Origin of the sequence: Rhodococcus sp. PSBB066 (assembly GCF_017068255.1) — a bacterium.
In the GTDB taxonomy this organism is placed as follows: Bacteria; Actinomycetota; Actinomycetes; order Mycobacteriales; family Mycobacteriaceae; genus Rhodococcus; species Rhodococcus aetherivorans.
Genome location: NZ_CP070859.1, coordinates 3,377,450 through 3,394,742 on the forward strand (window position 1 = coordinate 3,377,450; position 17,293 = coordinate 3,394,742).

The 17,293-nt window shown below is 70.3% G+C and carries 16 protein-coding genes and 3 tRNA genes; 12 read left to right on the forward strand and 7 right to left on the reverse strand.

All coding sequences use genetic code 11. From position 1 onward, the window contains the following. Window positions 1-15 precede the first annotated feature (15 nt). Entirely contained in the window at window positions 16-1,026 is a 1,011-nt protein-coding gene (locus tag JYA75_RS15445; protein WP_043796512.1) for a 3-isopropylmalate dehydrogenase, read from the forward strand. 45 nt (window positions 1,027-1,071) lie between these two features. Here the strand turns inward: JYA75_RS15445 and JYA75_RS15450 are convergent, their stop codons facing one another. After that, complete coding sequence (locus JYA75_RS15450) at window positions 1,072-2,244, reverse strand: MFS transporter (RefSeq protein ID WP_006934259.1); 1,173 nt, start codon at window positions 2,242-2,244, stop codon at window positions 1,072-1,074. Between the two features lie 114 nt (window positions 2,245-2,358). On the opposite strand from JYA75_RS15450, the gene JYA75_RS15455 reads away from it, so the two are divergent. From JYA75_RS15455 to JYA75_RS15475, 5 genes are all read left to right on the forward strand, one after another. Continuing rightward, entirely contained in the window at window positions 2,359-3,135 is a 777-nt protein-coding gene (locus JYA75_RS15455) for a fumarylacetoacetate hydrolase family protein (RefSeq protein WP_006934260.1), read from the forward strand. Window positions 3,136-3,215: 80 nt separating this feature from the next. Continuing rightward, window positions 3,216-4,688: a glutamate--tRNA ligase gene (gene gltX, locus JYA75_RS15460; protein WP_006934261.1), complete on the forward strand. Its 1,473-nt coding sequence runs from the start codon at window positions 3,216-3,218 to the stop codon at window positions 4,686-4,688. Window positions 4,689-4,860: 172 nt separating this feature from the next. Then, window positions 4,861-4,932, forward strand: a tRNA-Gln gene (locus JYA75_RS15465). 95 nt (window positions 4,933-5,027) lie between these two features. Continuing rightward, a tRNA-Glu gene (locus JYA75_RS15470) sits at window positions 5,028-5,103 on the forward strand. A gap of 59 nt (window positions 5,104-5,162) precedes the next feature. After that, window positions 5,163-5,238: transfer RNA gene (locus JYA75_RS15475), tRNA-Glu, on the forward strand. Window positions 5,239-5,291: 53 nt separating this feature from the next. Here JYA75_RS15475 and JYA75_RS15480 read toward each other — a convergent pair. The 3 genes from JYA75_RS15480 to JYA75_RS15490 are packed head-to-tail and all read right to left on the reverse strand — an operon-like array spanning window position 5,292 to window position 6,793. Next, window positions 5,292-5,459, reverse strand: a complete 168-nt coding sequence (locus JYA75_RS15480) for a DUF5302 domain-containing protein (RefSeq protein WP_006934262.1) — start codon at window positions 5,457-5,459, stop codon at window positions 5,292-5,294. 49 nt (window positions 5,460-5,508) lie between these two features. Continuing rightward, window positions 5,509-6,051 carry a PPOX class F420-dependent oxidoreductase gene (locus tag JYA75_RS15485; RefSeq protein WP_006934263.1) on the reverse strand — a complete coding sequence of 181 codons (543 nt, stop codon included), beginning with the start codon at window positions 6,049-6,051 and terminating at the stop codon, window positions 5,509-5,511. A 37-nt stretch (window positions 6,052-6,088) separates the two neighbouring features. Continuing rightward, window positions 6,089-6,793 carry an IclR family transcriptional regulator gene (locus JYA75_RS15490; protein ID WP_029544405.1) on the reverse strand — a complete coding sequence of 235 codons (705 nt, stop codon included), beginning with the start codon at window positions 6,791-6,793 and terminating at the stop codon, window positions 6,089-6,091. A 130-nt stretch (window positions 6,794-6,923) separates the two neighbouring features. Here JYA75_RS15490 and leuC point away from each other — a divergent pair, with 130 nt between their 5' ends. From leuC to JYA75_RS15505, 3 genes are all read left to right on the forward strand, one after another. Then, window positions 6,924-8,342, forward strand: coding sequence for a 3-isopropylmalate dehydratase large subunit (gene leuC, locus JYA75_RS15495; protein ID WP_029544403.1), 1,419 nt, complete (start codon window positions 6,924-6,926; stop codon window positions 8,340-8,342). 25 nt (window positions 8,343-8,367) lie between these two features. Next, on the forward strand, window positions 8,368-8,964 hold the full coding sequence (leuD, locus tag JYA75_RS15500; protein ID WP_006934268.1) for a 3-isopropylmalate dehydratase small subunit: 597 nt from the start codon (window positions 8,368-8,370) through the stop codon (window positions 8,962-8,964). A gap of 168 nt (window positions 8,965-9,132) precedes the next feature. Next, the gene (locus JYA75_RS15505) at window positions 9,133-9,867 is read left to right on the forward strand and encodes an HU family DNA-binding protein (RefSeq protein WP_043796505.1); all 735 of its coding nucleotides are present in this window, start codon (window positions 9,133-9,135) and stop codon (window positions 9,865-9,867) included. A gap of 97 nt (window positions 9,868-9,964) precedes the next feature. Here JYA75_RS15505 and JYA75_RS15510 read toward each other — a convergent pair whose 3' ends face one another. Genes JYA75_RS15510 through cofC form a run of 3 tightly spaced genes read right to left on the reverse strand, consistent with a single transcriptional unit; the run spans window position 9,965 to window position 13,859 of the window. Then, window positions 9,965-10,903 carry an NUDIX hydrolase gene (locus JYA75_RS15510; protein WP_065922444.1) on the reverse strand — a complete coding sequence of 313 codons (939 nt, stop codon included), beginning with the start codon at window positions 10,901-10,903 and terminating at the stop codon, window positions 9,965-9,967. Between the two features lie 8 nt (window positions 10,904-10,911). Further along, on the reverse strand, window positions 10,912-13,128 hold the full coding sequence (locus tag JYA75_RS15515) for an RNA degradosome polyphosphate kinase (RefSeq protein WP_050035410.1): 2,217 nt from the start codon (window positions 13,126-13,128) through the stop codon (window positions 10,912-10,914). A 50-nt stretch (window positions 13,129-13,178) separates the two neighbouring features. Beyond that, complete coding sequence (cofC, locus tag JYA75_RS15520) at window positions 13,179-13,859, reverse strand: 2-phospho-L-lactate guanylyltransferase (RefSeq protein ID WP_006933746.1); 681 nt, start codon at window positions 13,857-13,859, stop codon at window positions 13,179-13,181. Window positions 13,860-13,974: 115 nt separating this feature from the next. Here cofC and JYA75_RS15525 point away from each other — a divergent pair, with 115 nt between their 5' ends. Genes JYA75_RS15525 through JYA75_RS15535 form a run of 3 tightly spaced genes read left to right on the forward strand, consistent with a single transcriptional unit; the run spans window position 13,975 to window position 17,255 of the window. Next, complete coding sequence (locus JYA75_RS15525) at window positions 13,975-14,973, forward strand: NAD(P)H-dependent glycerol-3-phosphate dehydrogenase (RefSeq protein WP_006933747.1); 999 nt, start codon at window positions 13,975-13,977, stop codon at window positions 14,971-14,973. A 4-nt stretch (window positions 14,974-14,977) separates the two neighbouring features. After that, complete coding sequence (locus JYA75_RS15530; RefSeq protein ID WP_006933748.1) at window positions 14,978-16,099, forward strand: cystathionine gamma-lyase; 1,122 nt, start codon at window positions 14,978-14,980, stop codon at window positions 16,097-16,099. A 49-nt stretch (window positions 16,100-16,148) separates the two neighbouring features. Next, a complete protein-coding gene (locus tag JYA75_RS15535; protein ID WP_203329192.1) occupies window positions 16,149-17,255 on the forward strand; it encodes a D-alanine--D-alanine ligase family protein in 1,107 nt (368 codons plus the stop codon). The last annotated feature ends 38 nt before the right edge of the window (window positions 17,256-17,293 follow it).

Genomic DNA, 17,293 nt, shown 5'->3' on the forward strand with positions numbered 1-17,293 from the left:
AGAGAGTGTGTGCCCATGAAGCTTGCGGTCATCCCCGGTGACGGCATCGGTGTCGAGGTCACGGCCGAGGCCCTCAAGGTGCTCAGGACGCTGGTCCCCGATCTCGAGACCACCGAGTACGACCTCGGTGCCCGGCGGTACAACGCCACCGGGGAACTGCTCCCGGACGCCGACCTGGCGGCGATCCGCGCGCACGACGCGATCCTGCTCGGCGCCATCGGCGACCCGTCCGTCACCCCGGGCGTGCTCGAGCGGGGCCTGCTGCTGAACATGCGGTTCGCGCTCGATCACCACGTCAACCTGCGGCCGTCGCGGCTGTACCCGGGGGCGAAGTCCCCGCTCGCGGCGCAGCCGGAGATCGACTTCGTCGTGGTGCGGGAGGGCACCGAGGGCCCCTACACCGGCAACGGCGGCGCCATCCGCGTCGGCACCCCCCACGAGATCGCCACCGAGGTCTCGGTCAACACCTGGTTCGGTGCCGAGCGCGTCGTGCGTTACGCCTTCGAGCTCGCGCAGAGCCGGCGCAAGCACCTCACCCTGATCCACAAGACCAACGTGCTCTCCAACGCCGGTGCCATCTGGACGCGTGCGGTCGAGACGGTGGGCGCGGAGTACCCGGAGGTCGAGATGGCCTACTGCCACATCGACGCCGCCACCATCTACATGGTCGACGACCCGGGCCGGTTCGACGTGATCGTGACCGACAACCTGTTCGGCGACATCATCACCGATCTCGCCGGTGCGGTCACCGGGGGCATCGGCCTGGCGGCCAGCGGCAACATCGATGCCTCCGGCACCAACCCGTCGATGTTCGAGCCGGTCCACGGCAGCGCCCCGGACATCGCGGGCAAGGGCATCGCCGACCCGACCGCGGCGATCCTGTCGGTCGCCCTGCTGCTGCGCCACCTCGGCCGGGCGGACGAGGCGGCCCGGGTCGAGCGTGCGGTCGAGGCGGACCTCGCCGCCCGCGGCACGGGCCCGATCGTGACCACGGAGGTCGGCGACCGCATCGCGGCCGCCCTCTGATCCGGTCTCGGTGCGGCCTCCCGGTGTCCGGGAGGCCGCACCGGCTCATTTGCGGGGGACCAGGGGCACCGCGGCGGCCGGGATCAGCGCGGCGAGCGCGAACGCCGCGGGAAAGCCGGCCAGTGCGATGAGCCCGCCGAACGCGGGACCCACGCACGCCGCCGCGACGAACTGGCCGGTGTTCTGGATGCCGAGCGCGCGGCCACCCCAGAACGGTCCCGCGATCTCGGCGACGGCGGTGAAGGCCAGCCCGTTCGGGGCCACCGTCGTCACCGATGCCACGATCAGCAGCGCGACGGCGACGGCCGAGTCGGTGAGCGCGGCGGCCGCGAGCGCTGCCATGGACAGCACGACGGAGAGCGCCACGAGCCGCAGCGGCCGCAGGCGGCTGCCGACCCGGTCGGACCACCCGCCGGCGGCGACGCGACCGAGCGCACCGAGGAACTGCGCGGCGGTGATGACCAGGCCCGCGGCGGACTCGGTCCAGCCGCGCTCGGAGATCAGCCACACCAGCGCGTAGGTCCACACCACGTACTGGGGCACCACCAGCAGCACCGACGCGGCGTGGATCCGTTGCAGCGACCGCCCGGCACGGTAGGGGTTGTCGAGCAGGCCGAGCTCTGCGGCCCGGCCGCGTTCCGGCCGCGGTGGGTCGACGATGCCGACCGCGCACGCCACCGCGGCGACGGCACACACCGAGGCGGAGAAGGCCAGGGCCGAGCCGATTCCGTGGTCGCGCGCGAGCGGCGGAATGGTCAACGCGGCGACGGCGACGCCGAGCGGCAGCGACATCTGCCGGATCCCCATGGCGAGACCACGCTGGTGCGGCGGGAACCAGCCGACGACGACGCGACCGCTCGCGGCGTTGGCGCTCGCCGCGGCGGCACCACCGAGAGCGAGCATGAGCGCGAGCATCGGCAGGGTCCCGCTGGCGGCGGCTGCGGCCGTGGCCGCCGCAGCCAGTGCGAGCCCTGCGGCCAGGACCCGCCGCTCGCCGAACCGGTCGGCCAGGGCACCCCACGCGACGAGGCTGAACACGACCCCGAATATCGGCGCGGCCGAAAGTGTTCCGGCCTGGGCGAGCGTGAGTCCGCGATCCTCGTGGAGCGCGGGGATGAGGAAGGCGGCGCCGTTGACGAGGACCGCCTGGGCCGCCTGCGCGAACACGCCGAGCGCCAGGATGACCCAGCGCCGCGCGCCGATGTCCCGAACCGTCATGTCATCTCACTATCTGAAACAAAATTCCCGTATTGTGAACTTCCCGGTGGCAGCCTATACCTGCGTCCCGTGGTCCGCAGGGCCGCCAGCGGCGACACGGATAGACTCCCCGGCATGCGCCTTGGTCGAATTGCCAGCCCGGACGGTGTCGCCTTCGTCAGCATCGAGGGAGAGGGGGACGCCGCGACGGCGAAGGAGATCGCCGAACACCCCTTCGGCACCCCGACCTTCACCGGCCGCAGCTGGCCGCTCGCCGACGTCCGGCTGCTCGCGCCGATCCTGGCGAGCAAGGTGGTCTGCGTCGGCCGCAACTACGCCGCCCATGCGGCCGAATCCGGGAACGAGGTTCCCGACGAGCCGGTGATCTTCCTCAAGCCGAACACCTCCATCGTCGGCCCGGGGGCGCCGATCGTGCTCCCGCCGAGCAGCGGCCTCGTCCACCACGAGGCGGAGCTCGCCGTCGTCATCGGCCGTCCCTGCAAGGACGTTCCGGCCGCGAAGGCCCTCGACGTCGTCCTCGGCTACACCGTCGCCAACGACGTCTCCGCGCGCGACCATCAGCAGCAGGACGGGCAGTGGACGCGGGCCAAGGGGCACGACACGTTCTGTCCCCTCGGCCCGTGGATCGAGACGAACATCGATCCCTCGGATCTCGAGATCTCCGCGGAGGTCGACGGGCAGACGCGCCAGCGCAGCCGAACGTCGTTGATGGTGCACGACATTCCGAAGCTGATCGAGTGGATCTCGGCGGTGATGACGCTGCTGCCGGGCGACGTGATCCTCACCGGGACCCCGGAGGGGGTCGGGCCGATCGTCGACGGCAACACCGTCTCGATCACCGTCGAGGGCATCGGCACGCTGACGAATCCGGTGACCGCCAAGCGCAGGTAGCAGGCGGACCGCGGCTTCGCGGCCGGCACGCCCGGGACTAGCCTGGAGGGGACTTTTCGATCCCTCGACCCGAGTGAGCCATGACCAACAGCGAAGTACGCGTTCGTTTCTGTCCGTCCCCGACCGGAACCCCGCACGTGGGCCTCGTGCGCACCGCCCTGTTCAACTGGGCTTTCGCCCGTCACCACGGCGGCACCTTCGTGTTCCGCATCGAGGACACCGACGCCGCCCGCGACACCGAGGAGTCGTACCAGGCGATCCTCGACGCGCTCCGGTGGCTCGGCCTCGACTGGGACGAGGGTCCCGAGGTGGGCGGCCCGTACGAGCCGTACCGGCAGTCGCAGCGCCGCGACCTGCATCTCGACGTCGTCGCCAGGCTGCTCGAGGCGGGCGAGGCGTACGAGTCGTTCTCCACGCCCGAGGAGGTCGAGGCGCGCCACCGCGCGGCCGGCCGCGACCCGAAGCTCGGCTACGACAACCACGACCGCGATCTGACCGCGGAGCAGCGGCAGGCGTACCGCGACGAGGGGCGCAAGCCCGTGGTGCGGCTGCGCATGCCCGATCACGACCTGACGTGGAACGACCTGGTGCGCGGCGAGACCACGTTCAAGGCCGGCACCGTGCCCGACTTCGCCCTCACCCGCGGCAACGGCATCCCGCTGTACACGCTCGTCAATCCCGTCGACGATGCCCTGATGCGGATCACCCACGTGCTGCGCGGCGAGGATCTGCTCTCGTCGACCCCGCGCCAGCTCGCGCTCTACGAGGCGCTGCAGCGCATCGGCGTGACCGATTTCACGCCCGAGTTCGGCCACCTGCCGTTCGTGATGGGGCAGGGCAACAAGAAGCTCTCCAAGCGCGACCCCGAGTCCAACCTGTTCATCCACCGCGACCGTGGCTTCATCGCCGAGGGACTGCTCAACTACCTCGCGCTCCTCGGCTGGGGCCTGGCCGACGACCGTGACGTCTTCTCGCTCGACGAGATGGTCGCCGCCTTCGACATCGCCAAGGTCAACTCGAATCCGGCCCGGTTCGACCAGAAGAAGGCCGACGCCATCAACGCCGAGCACATCCGCATGCTCGAACCGGCCGACTTCGCGGCCCGGCTGAAGGCGTTCCTCGTGGAGCACGGGCACATCACCGGTGACGTCGACGACGCCCGGTTCGCGGTGGCGGCCGAGCTGGTCCAGACCCGCATCGTGGTGCTCTCGGACGCGTGGGACCTGCTGAAGTTCCTCTACGTGGCCGAGGCCGACTTCACGCTCGACGAGGCGGCCGCGGCCAAGAACCTCGGCCCCGACGCCGCGCCCGTGCTGGACGCGACGATCGCCGCGGCCGACGGTGTGGCCGAGTGGAGCGCGGCGGCCCTCGAAGAGGCCCTCAAGGCCGCGCTGATCGACGAGCTCGGCCTCAAGCCCCGCAAGGCCTTCGCGCCGGTGCGCGTGGCGCTCACGGGCTCGCACATCAGCCCGCCCCTGTACGAGTCGATGGAACTGCTCGGCCGGGACGTCTCGCTCACGCGCCTGCGTGCCGCCCGGGCCCGCATCGCCTGAGCGGTGCCGGGCCGGCCGCGGCGCCCCCGCGGTCGGCCCGGCGTCGCGCAGGTTGTGGATTTACCCGCTCTGACCTGGCGATTTGTTATTGGGGGCACCCATGGTGCTAACCTTCTTCTCGGTTCGGAACGGAGGCCGCAGCGCCGCGAGGCAGGTCTTCGGAACAAGCCATTGGGGTATGGTGTAATTGGCAACACAGCTGATTCTGGTTCAGCCATTCTAGGTTCGAGTCCTGGTACCCCAGCGTCTGCCCGGTGATTTTGTCACCGAGCCTCGGCCGGTTAAGCTGGCTGAGCTTCCCGCCGCAGGGTGGGAGGAGCAACAGAGAAGAAAGTTCCTGGCCCCGTCGTCTAGCGGCCTAGGACGCCGCCCTCTCAAGGCGGTAGCGCGGGTTCAAATCCCGTCGGGGCTACCACGGACGGCCCTTCGATCGCGAGTTCGAAGGGCGTTCTTCTCTGAGCAGTGAAAGTTCCTGGCCCCGTCGTCTAGCGGCCTAGGACGCCGCCCTCTCAAGGCGGTAGCGCGGGTTCAAATCCCGTCGGGGCTACCATGCGAAGGTCCCTCCGATCCACGGATCGGAGGGACCTTCGCTGTTTGTGCTCGTCATCCGCTCTTGCGCCGGAAATTGCGGCGGTGGTCGGCACTGCCGTGCGGCGCCTGCGCCTTGGCCCTCCCGTCGAGATGGTCCGAGCCGCGACGGGCGTGCTGATTCTTGCGCTCGAGGGCTGCGCGGAACTGCTCCGCGATCCGGTCCCCGCTCGGGTCGTTCATCGCTGTCTCCCTTCCCTCGCCCGGAGCTCGGTCCGGGACATCCCGGAATCTAACTCGGCAACCCGGCGTCTGTCGCCCGGTTTTCCAGGGCCTCGAACAGGTACGGTGCCGTGCTGCCGCCGATCGGCATCGCCGGCATCCCGAGCTTGCGGTGGTCCCAGGACCGGGTCCGGTCCGCGACGACCCGCACCGCGACGCGCTTGTGCATCATCTGCTCGACCGCGGGCCGCAACTCCGCGGTGTAGGGGCCGGTGTAGCGTTCCCACACGCTGCGGCACACCTCGAACAGCACCTCTCGATCCTCGACCACCTCGGCATGCCCCTCGAGCGAGACGCCGCGCAGGGTGTCGTAGGTGTGGCCGTCCTCGACCAGGGCGCTGATCCGGTTGTCGCGCCGCAGATTGACCGCCTTCTGCGATTTCAGCTTCGTCTCGAACCAGATCTCGCCGTCCAGCACCGCGTACCACATCGCGACGAGGTGCGGGAGGCCGCCGGGGCCGATCGTCGCCATCGTCGCGACGCGGCTGCGTTCGAGAAAGTCGCCGATCTCGGCGTCGGTCATCGTGATCTGTGTGCGCTGGTTGGTTCCCATCCGTGCACTGTCGCACAGGAGCCGGCGGGTGGACGGGCTACTGCAGTCGCTTCTGCAGCGCGTCGGCGGCCGCCAGCAGGTCCGCGGCCCAGCGCGCCCCGGGCCGGCGGCCCATGCGGTCGACGGGTCCCGAGACGGAGATCGCGGCCACGACGGCCCCGGATGCATCGCGCACGGGGGCGGCCACCGAGGCGACCCCGGGTTCGCGTTCGGCGACGCTCTGCGCCCAGCCCCGGCGCCGGACTTCGGCGAGGACCCGCTCGCCGAATGCGGCCTCCGGCAGGATCGCCCGCTGCGTCGCGGCGTCGGCCCAGGCGAGCAGGACCCTGGCTCCGGACCCGGCGGTCATCGGCAGCCGGGCCCCCACGAGGACGGTGTCGCGCAGGCCCGTCGGGGGTTCGAGGGCCGCGACGCACACCCGGTGGGTGCCCTCCCGTCGATACAACTGCACGCTCTCGCCGGTGATCTCGCGCAGGCGCGGCAGCACGAGCGAGGCGGCGTCGACGAGTGCGTCGCCCGCGCCTGCCGACAGTTCGGCCAGACCGGGACCCGGCCGCCACTGGCCGTCACCGTCGCGGGCGAGCAGCCGGTGCACCTCGAGCCCGACCGCGAGCCGGTGGGCGGTGGCGCGGGGAAGTCCGGTGCGGGCGCACAGTTCGGTGAGAGTGCAGGGCTGCTCCGCCACTGCATGGAGGACGGCCATCGCTTTGTCCAGCACTCCGATCCCGCTATGCTGTCTCATAGGTCGATACCTCCGTCTCGCATAATGGGAAGCATAACCCACGCGGAACCGGGCGGGGACGACAGCATTCGCGGCCCGGGACAGCCCCGAGAACGGGATCCGCGTTCGTCACGTACGACAGGTGGAGAAGATGGCTGGAAAGACTCTGGCGGAGAAGGTGTGGGACCAGCACGTGGTCGTGCGCGGTACGGGAGAGGGCGCGGCGCGACAGCCGGACCTGATCTACATCGATCTGCATCTCGTGCACGAGGTCACGAGCCCGCAGGCGTTCGACGGTCTGCGGTTGGCGGATCGGCCCGTGCGGCGGCCGGACCTCACCATCGCGACCGAGGACCACAACGTGCCCACGGTCGACATCGACAAGCCCATCGCCGACCCCGTCTCGCGCACCCAGGTCGAGACGCTGCGCCGCAACTGCGAGGAGTTCGGCATCCGGCTGCATCCGATGGGTGACGTCGAACAGGGCATCGTCCACGTCGTCGGACCGCAGCTCGGCCTGACGCAGCCGGGCATGACGGTGGTGTGCGGCGACAGCCACACCTCCACCCACGGCGCCTTCGGTGCCCTGGCGATGGGCATCGGCACGAGCGAGGTCGAGCACGTGCTGGCAACCCAGACACTGTCGCTGCGCCCGTTCAAGACCATGGCGATCACCGTCGACGGCGCACTGCCGCCCGGCGTCACGAGCAAGGATCTGATCCTCGCCGTCATCGCCCGGATCGGCACCGGCGGCGGCCAGGGCTACGTGCTCGAGTACCGCGGCGAGGCGATCCGGAAGCTGTCGATGGAAGCACGGATGACCATCTGCAACATGTCCATCGAGGCGGGCGCCCGGGCCGGGATGATCGCGCCCGACGAGATCACCTACGAGTTCCTGAAGGGCCGCCCGCACGCCCCCCAGGGCGCGGACTGGGACGCCGCGGTGGCCGCGTGGGAGCAGTTGAAGACCGACGAGGACGCGGTTTTCGACGCCGAGGTCCACATCGACGGCTCGTCCCTGACGCCCTTCGTCACGTGGGGCACCAACCCCGGCCAGGGCGCGCCCCTCGGCGCGTCGGTGCCCGACCCGGAGGCGATGGCGGACGAGGGTGAGCGCCTCGCGGCCGAGAAGGCGCTGCGGTACATGGGACTCGAGCCCGGAACCCCGCTGCGTGAGGTGCCGGTCGACACCGTCTTCGTCGGCTCGTGCACCAACGGCCGGATCGAGGATCTGCGCGCCGTTGCGGAAGTTCTCCAGGGCCGCAAGGTCGCCGACGGCGTTCGTATGCTCGTCGTACCCGGATCGATGCGCGTTCGTGCCCAAGCCGAAGCCGAAGGTCTCGGTGAGGTCTTCACGGCCGCGGGCGCGGAATGGCGCCAGGCCGGCTGCTCGATGTGCCTGGGCATGAATCCGGATCAGCTGGCGCCGGGCGAGCGCTGTGCATCGACCTCGAACCGGAACTTCGAAGGCCGCCAGGGCAAGGGCGGACGCACCCACCTCGTCTCGCCTGAGGTCGCCGCGGCGACCGCGGTGCGCGGCACTCTCTCCGCTCCGGCGGATCTGGACTAGGTCACGGAACCGAAGGAGAATTTCGATGGAAGCCTTCACCACTCACAAGGGCATCGGCGTTCCGCTGCGCCGGTCGAACGTCGACACCGACCAGATCATCCCCGCGGTGTATCTGAAGCGGGTCACTCGAAGCGGATTCGAGGACGGGCTGTTTGCCGCCTGGCGCACGGATCCGGCCTTCGTACTGAACACTCCGCCGTTCGACCGGGGCAGTGTCCTCGTGGCCGGGCCGGATTTCGGCACCGGGTCCTCCCGCGAGCACGCCGTGTGGGCGCTGTCCGATTACGGCTTCCGCGTCGTGATCTCGTCCCGCTTCGCAGACATCTTCCGGGGCAACTCCGGAAAGGCCGGACTGCTGGCCGCTCAGGTCGAGCAGCCGGACGTCGAATTGCTCTGGAAACTCATCGAACAACAGCCGGGACTGGAGCTGGAGGTCGACCTCGAGCATCGCACCGTGACCGCCGGAACCACCGTGGTGCCGTTCAGCATTGACGACTACACCCGGTGGCGTCTGCTGGAGGGTCTCGACGACATCGGGCTCACGTTACGGCAGGTAGAGGCGATTTCCGAGTTCGAAAACGCAAGGCCGTCTTGGAAACCGCGGACCCTCCCAGCGCCCTGATCCGGCCCCGAATCGGGCCTGGGCGGGCCGGATCCGACGACACGTTCGGATCCGGCCCGCCTGTAATTTGCATGAGAATTGGCGTGGCACATAGACTCTTGCCCGTTTGCGGGTCTACCGTGGACTCGAGTCGGTCTGACGGTGGACCGTTATGTGCGGAGGAATGCAATGAACAAGGCAGAGCTGATCGATGTTCTGACCGAAAAGCTCGGTTCGGACAGGCGCACTGCAACGGCGGCCGTGGAGCACATGGTCGACGCGATCGTGCGCGCAGTGCACTCGGGTAAGAGCGTCACGATCACCGGCTTCGGCGTCTTCGAGCAGCGCCGCCGCGCGGCGCGGGTCGCGCGCAACCCGCGCACGGGTGAGACCGTGAAGGTCAAGCCGACGTCGGTGCCGGCGTTCCGCCCCGGCGCGCAGTTCAAGGCGGTCATCGCCGGCAGCCAGAAGCTCCCCGCGACCGGTCCGGCCGTCAAGCGGGGCGCGGCTGCCGCGGCGAAGAAGACCGCGGCCGCGAAGAAGACCGCGGCCAAGAAGACCGCGGCGGCGAAGAAGACTGCCGCCAAGGCAGCTCCGGCGAAGAAGGCGACCACGGCGGCCAAGGCTCCGGCCAAGACCACCGCGGCGAAGAAGACCACGGCGGCCAAGGCTCCGGCCAAGACCACCGCGGCCAAGAAGACCACGGCGGCGAAGAAGACCACGGCGGCCAAGGCTCCGGCCAAGACCACCGCGGCCAAGAAGACCACCGCGGCGAAGAAGACCACCGCGGCCAAGGCTCCGGCCAAGACCACCGCGGCCAAGAAGACCACCGCGGCGAAGAAGACCACCGCGGCCAAGGCTCCGGCCAAGAAGACCACCGCGGCCAAGAAGGCGCCGGCCCGGAAGGCTGCAGCCAAGAAGTAGGGCTGCTGGGAGTAGGGCTGCCGAGAACTAGGGCTGCCAACCGGATACCGTCCGTTCGGCGGCCATCGGGGGAACCTCGATGGCCGCCGAAGCGCGTTCAGGCGGGCCCGGCGGGCAGCGGGCTGTCGATGTGGTCCACCGCGACGAGCCGGTCGCCGGCGAGCGACAGCACCCACGTGCTGCCCTTGCGGTTACGCGTGTTCGGCGCGGTGATCCCGTCGTGCTCGGCCCACCATTGCACAAGGTCCGGGATCACCTTGCCCTGGCTGCAGATCACCGGCACCCCGCCGCGCTGGGCGAGGTCGAGCACCCGCTTGCGCCCGAGTTGCGGGTCGGCGCTGTACTCCTCCTCCGTGAGGGAGGGTTCGACGGCAACGTCGATCCCGAGCCGGTCCGCGAGCGGTTGCACCGTCTGCACGCAGCGTGCCCGGTCCGCGGCGACCACGCTGTCGGCGCCGAACGCGAGCAGTTGCGGAACGAGGGCCTGGGCCTGGGCACGGCCCGCCGCGTCGAGCGGCCGGTCCCGATCGTCGCCCCGGTGATTCCTGCGGCTGCCGGCCTTGGCATGCCGCACGATCAGCACCGTCGCCGTGTCCGGCGGCAGGGCCTGGAAGCGGCGCAGCACCGTGTGGTCCATCGGGTACGACAGGGCCGCGAAGGCGTCGTCGGGTGCGAGCCAGCGCAGCTCGTCGACCTCGTCGTTGGGGGTGAACTCCCCGCTGCGCTTCTCGGCGGCCCAGTAGTCCACCCGCTTGAGCTTGCGGTGACCCGGCACCGGGTAGGTGACCTTGCCGAGATACCGGCCGAGACGCGCCGAAATCCCGGTCTCCTCCTCGATCTCGCGCAGGGCGGCGACGATCGGGGTCTCGCCGGGATCGAGCTTGCCCTTGGGGAAGGACCAGTCGTCGTAACGCGGCCGGTGCACGACCGCCACATCGAAACGGTTCCGGTCGGTCGGATTCCGTCGCCAGAGGACAGCCCCGGCGGCGAAGATGTTGGCTCGCATTGCGTTGTCGGAAACGGGGGACACCGACATCCTTCCGATCAGGAGCTACGGCTACGCATGAGCTCTTCTTGATGGTCACGGGCCGCGGTTCCGGGAGCCGGCGACGCGAGCCAGGTTCCGTCGGCCCGCAACGTCCAGCACCGGGTGGCCGGGTCGAGCGCCGACTCGAAGATCGAGTCGAGTTGCGCCGCCAGTCGGGGATCCTTCACCTGTGCCATCACCTCCACCCGGCGATCGAGGTTGCGATGCATCATGTCGGCGCTGCCGATCCAGATCTCGTCGGCTGCCCGGAAGTGCAGGACGCGCGAGTGCTCCAGGAACCGCCCGAGGATGGACCGCACCGTGATGTTCTCGCTCAGTCCGGGTACTCCGGGCTTGAGCGCGCAGATGCCGCGCACGACGATCTCCACCGGCACCCCCGCGCAGGAGGCGCGGTACAGCGCGTCGATGACCTGCTCGTCGACCAGCGCATTGGCCTTCAGGCGGATCCGGGCGTCGCGACCGGCCGCGTGGTGCTCGATCTCGGCGTCGATCCGTTCGATGATGCCCGCCCGCACGCCGTGCGGGGCCACGAGCAGGTTGCGGTACTTCGCCATCCGCGAGTAACCGGTGAGCGTGTTGAACAGATCGGTCAGGTCCGCGCCGATCTCCGGGGCGGCGGTGAGCAGGCCGACGTCCTCGTAGAGCCGGGCGGTCTTCGGGTTGTAGTTGCCGGTACCGATGTGGCAGTAGCGGCGGATGAGCGAGCCCTCCCGGCGGACCACGAGGCACGTCTTGCAGTGGGTCTTGAGTCCCACCAGGCCGTACACCACGTGCACGCCGGCCTGTTCGAGTTTGCGGGCCCACTTGATGTTCGCCTGCTCGTCGAAGCGGGCCTTGATCTCCACCAGCGCCACCACCTGCTTGCCGGCCTCCGCCGCGGCGATCAGTGCGTTGACGATGGGGGAGTCGCCGGAGGTGCGGTAGAGGGTCTGCTTGATCGCGAGCACCTGGCTGTCGGCTGCGGCCTGCTCGATGAACCGTTGCACGCTGGTGGAGAAGGAATCGTAGGGGTGGTGCACCAGCACGTCGCCCTCGCGCAGCGTCGAGAACACGCTCTTGGGGGTCTCGCGTTCGCCGAACGCGGGGTGCGTGGCCGGCACGAACGGCCGGTCCTTCAGGTCGGGGCGGTCCACGCCGTGCACCTGCCACAGGCTCGACAGGTCCAGCAGTCCCGGCAGCTGCACCACGTCGGCGGGATCGACGTCGAGCTCGCGCAGCAGCAGTTCGAGCATGTGCTCGGTCATGTCGTCGGCGACCTCGAGACGCACGGGAGAACCGAAGCGGCGACGGGCGAGTTCCCGCTCGAGCGCCTGGAGGAGATCCTCGTCGCGGTCCTCCTCGACCTCGAAGTCGGCGTTGCGCGTGACCCGGAAGGCGTGGTGCTCGACGATTTCCATGCCGGGGAACAGCACGTCGAGATGTGACGCGATGAGTTCCTCGAGAGGCAGGAACGCGTCGATCTCGTCCGGGGAGCCTTCCCGGCGGACCCGGACGAAGCGATCGACGTTGTCCGGCACCTTCACCCGCGCGAAGTGCTCCCCGGCGGACTCCAGATCCTTCACGGTGACAGCGAGGTTGAGGCTCAGCCCGCTGATGTACGGGAACGGGTGTGCCGGATCGACCGCGAGGGGCGTCAGTACCGGGAACACCTGCTCGACGAAGTACGCGGTCAGGCGCTGTTTTTCGTCGTCGGTCAGATCCTCCCAGTCGATGATGGAAATGCCTTCGGCGGTCAGGGCGGGCAGGACCGAATCGAGGAAGACGAGAGCGTGCCGGCGCGCGATCTCCTGGGTGCTGCGCGCGATGAGCGCGAGTTGCGCTCGTGGCGACAGCCCGTCGGCGGAGCGGACCGACAGGCCGGTTTCGGCACGGCGCTTGAGGCCGGCGACGCGCACCATGTAGAACTCGTCGAGGTTCGAGGCGAAGATCGCAAGGAACTTGGCGCGTTCGAGGAGCGGCAGAGACGTGTCCTCGGCCAGCGCGAGCACCCGCGCGTTGAAGTCGAGCCAGCTCAGTTCCCGGTTGAGGTAGCGGTCCAGCGGCAAGCCGTCGGCGACCGCCTGCAGCATCGTGGCTGCGGGCGGGGCACTCGGCGCCGAGGCCGAACGGGTGGCGGTGGTGCCGTCGAGTCCGGCTCCGCCGTCGCCGGATGCCCCGGCGAACCCGGGAGGTTCGGTGTCGATGCGCTGGTCCGTGGAATCGCCGTGTTTCACACGTCGATCATCCCTCAGTTTCGGAACGGCGGACAATCCGTCGACGTACGTCACCCGAAGTCGGGATGACGAACGGGCATCGGCCATCCGATCCGCCCCAGAGCCGAGGCCGTCGCGGGCCCCACGCCCTGCGCCGTGGCGGCCTCGAGATCGGCGACGGTGTCCACGTCGAGCCGCAGTCCCGGCCAGTCCCCGGCCAGGGGGTGGGCTCCCGCCCGCACGTGACGGTGCGCCGAGTCCGGGCCGAACAGCGGGTGCAGCGGTTCGGTCGTGCAGTGCAGCAGCGCCGAGGTGCCGGTGCCGGTGTGGTCCACGACGACCGCCCGGCCGACCTCGCGCGCCGCGGTCAGGGCCGCGGACAGTTCGGCGGGCCGCAGGGCCGGCAGGTCCGCGTGCAGCGCGACCAGATCCACGCCGGGCTCGCGGGACCGCACCCGCCGGGCCGCGGCGGCGAGCGCCGCATTCAGCGGATCGACGGCGGTGCCGGCCGTGTCGACGGCGGGGGGATCGGCGAGCGTGTGCGCCCCCGCGCGGAGAGCCAGCGCGGCGACATCGGCGTCGGTGGTGATCACGGTGACGGCGAGCCCCTCGACCGCCAGCGCCGCGTGGAGGGTGTCGTCGAGCATCGCGAGCACCAGGGCCGCTCGGGTGCCGGGGTCGAGGACGTGCGCCAGCCGCGACTTCGCCAGGCCGAGGGCCTTGACGGGAATCAGCGCGTGCGCGGCGGTCATGGTCGTCGATTCTGCCAGTCGGCGACGAGGACGGTCGCGGGCGCGGCGGTGGGCGATACTGGAGCGGTCGCGGCGGTGGTCTGCGGACGGGATCGGACACGAGTAAGGGGACTGCGTGAGCAAGGCTGCGGTGTTGGGTGCGGGGTCGTGGGGGACGGCCTTCGCGAAGGTACTGGCGGAGGCCGGAACGGACGTGACGATCTGGGCGCGGCGCGCGGAGGTGGCCGAGGCGATCGCCGCCCGGCACGAGAACCCGGACTATCTGCCGGGCGTCGAGTTGCCCTCGACGTTGCGCGCCACCGCGGATCACCGCGTCGCACTCGACGGAGTGGACTTCCTCGTCCTCGCGGTGCCGTCGCAGACGCTGCGCGCGAATCTCGGGGCGTGGCGCGACGACATCGGTTCCGACGCGACCCTGCTGAGCCTGGCGAAAGGCATCGAGGGCGGCACCCTCATGCGGATGAGTCAGGTGATCGCCCAGGTGACCGGTGCCGAACACGACCGCATCGCGGTGTTGTCCGGGCCGAATCTCGCCCGCGAGATCGCCGATCGGCAGCCCGCCGCCACGGTGATCGCGTGTTCCGACTCCACTCGGGCGCTCGAGATTCAAAGAGCATGTGCAACAGGGTATTTCAGGCCCTACACGAACACCGACGTGATCGGCTGCGAGATCGGCGGCGCGTGCAAGAACGTCATCGCGCTCGCGTGCGGCATGGCCGCCGGTGTCGGCCTCGGCGACAACACGATCGCCTCCATCATCACCCGTGGGCTGGCCGAGATCACCCGGCTGGGAACTGCCCTCGGTGCCAAGCCGACCACCCTGGCCGGGCTGGCGGGTGTCGGCGACCTCGTGGCCACGTGCACCTCGCCGCTGTCGCGTAACCGTTCGTTCGGGGAGCGACTGGGCAGGGGAGGGACACTCGAAAGCGCCCAGGAGGCCACGCACGGCCAGGTGGCCGAGGGGGTCAAGTCGTGCACCTCCGTCCGGGCGCTGGCGGCCAGTTACGACGTGGAGATGCCGCTCACCGACGCCGTGCACCGCGTCTGCTACGAGGGCATGTCGGTGCCCGAGGCGATCGGGCTGCTGCTCGGCCGCCGGATCAAGCCGGAGTGAGACCGTGCCGGGTGACTCCACACGCTGCGTGAAAGCGGTTGCTGCCGAACATATTCCAGGGGCTCCGCTGCAGCCCGGTCCGGTCCTCGCCGCCCCCTACCAGCTCGGCGCGGAGGGCACGGAGACCGACACCTACGCCCGCGCCTCGAATCCCGGTTGGCGTGCCCTCGAATCCGCGCTGGCCGCGCTCGAGGGCGCGGCCGCGGCCCGGGTCGTCGGGTCCGGGATGTCCGCGGTCACCGTCGCGCTGCGGGCGCTGACCCGTGGCGGCGGCACCGTCGTCGTCCCCGCCGACGGGTACTACCAGGTGCGCGAATACGCGCGGGAACGCCTCGAGCCCCTCGGGATCACGGTCCACGAACTCACCGCCGCCCAGTTCGGCGACGGCAGTCTCCGCGCTGTCCTCGCCGGCGCCGGCGAGGGCGCGCTCGTGCTGGCCGAGACCCCGTCGAACCCGGGACTGGACGTCGTCGATCTGCGCGCCACCGCGGCGCTGTGCCGGACGGCCGGCGCCCTGCTGCTGGTGGACAACACCACCGCCACCCCGCTGGGGCAGCAGCCGCTCGCGCTGGGCGCGGACATCGTCGTCGCCAGCGGCACGAAATCGCTCAGCGGGCACAGCGATCTGCTGATGGGGTACCTCGCTGTCGCCGACGATGCACTCGTGCCGGCCCTCGACCGGGAGCGCCTGCTCTCCGGGACCGTCCTCGGCCCGTTCGAGACGTGGCTGGCGCACCGCAGCCTGGGCACCGCCGGGCTGCGCTTCGACCGGCAGTGCGCCAACGCGCTCGCCGCGGCGTCGATGCTGCGCGAGCATCCCGCCGTGCGCGGCGTCCGCTACCCCGGTCTGGGCGACGATCCCGCCCACCCCGTCGCCGCGGCACAGATGCGCCGGTTCGGGCCGCTGGTGACGTTCCGGCTCGACGGCGAACAGCAGTTCCACCGGTTCGTCGCGGCGAGCGAGCTCGTCACCGCCGCGACCAGTTTCGGGGGCATCCACACCACCGCCGACCGGCGCGCCCGCTGGGGCGATCCCGTACCGGCCGGCTTCGTGCGATTGTCCTGCGGGATCGAGGACACCGCCGACCTGCTCGACGATCTCGACCGCGCGCTCTCCCGGTGCTGAGCAGGACTCGGGTATCTACCGGGGCGGCGGCACCGGTACGGTTTGTGCCGTGAGCACACCCCGTATCCGGGTGGCCGTCGTCTTCGGCGGCCGCAGCAACGAACATTCCGTCTCCTGCGTTTCGGCGGGCAGCATCCTGCGCCACCTCGACCCGCAGCGTTACGAGGCCGTCCCGATCGGCATCACCACCGACGGCGCCTGGGTGCTCGCCGACACGGATCCCGAACGGCTCGCCAAGGCGGGCCGCGAGTTGCCGACCGTCGACGCGGAGGGAACGGCGCTGGTGCTCACCGCCGACCCCACTCGGGCCGGTGACATCGTCGCCCTCGACGAGGGCGAGTTCGGCAAGGTGCTCGCCTCCGTCGACGTCGTGTTCCCGGTGCTGCACGGCGCCTACGGCGAGGACGGCACGATCCAGGGGCTGCTCGAGCTCGCCGGCGTTCCGTACGTGGGACCCGGCGTGCTCGCCAGCGCCGCCGGGATGGACAAGGAGTTCACCAAGAAGCTGCTCGCGGCCGAGGGCCTGCCCGTCGGATTCCAGATCGTGCTGCGCCCCGGCGCCGCGACCCTCACCGAGGAGCAGAAACAGCGTCTCGGCCTCCCGGTCTTCGTCAAGCCCGCCCGCGGCGGCTCCTCCATCGGGATCAGCCGTGTCGCCGACTGGGCGGCGCTCGACGCGGCGATCGAGAAGGCCCGCTGGCACGACCCGAAGGTGATCGTCGAATCCGCGATCGTCGGTCGCGAGGTCGAGTGCGGCGTGCTCGAGTTCCCCGACGGCGACGTGCGCGCCAGTGTCGTCGCCGAGATCCGGATGCCCGACCCGTCCGGCGATCACGAGGCGTTCTACGACTTCGACACCAAGTACCTCGACGACGTGTGCGAGTTCGACGTGCCCGCCAAGCTCGACGACGACGTCTCCGACCGGATCCGGGAGCTCGCGGTCCGCGCCTTCCGCGCCCTCGACTGCCAGGGCCTGTCCCGCGTCGACTTCTTCGTCACGGAGGACGGGCCCGTGATCAACGAGATCAACACCATGCCCGGGTTCACGTCGATCTCGATGTACCCGCGTATGTGGGAGGCCAGCGGTCTCGAGTACCGCACGCTGCTGTCCACGCTGGTGGACACCGCCCTGGCGCGGGGGACCGGGCTGCGCTGATCCGCCCTGGCGCGGGGGGACCGGGCTGCGCTGATCCG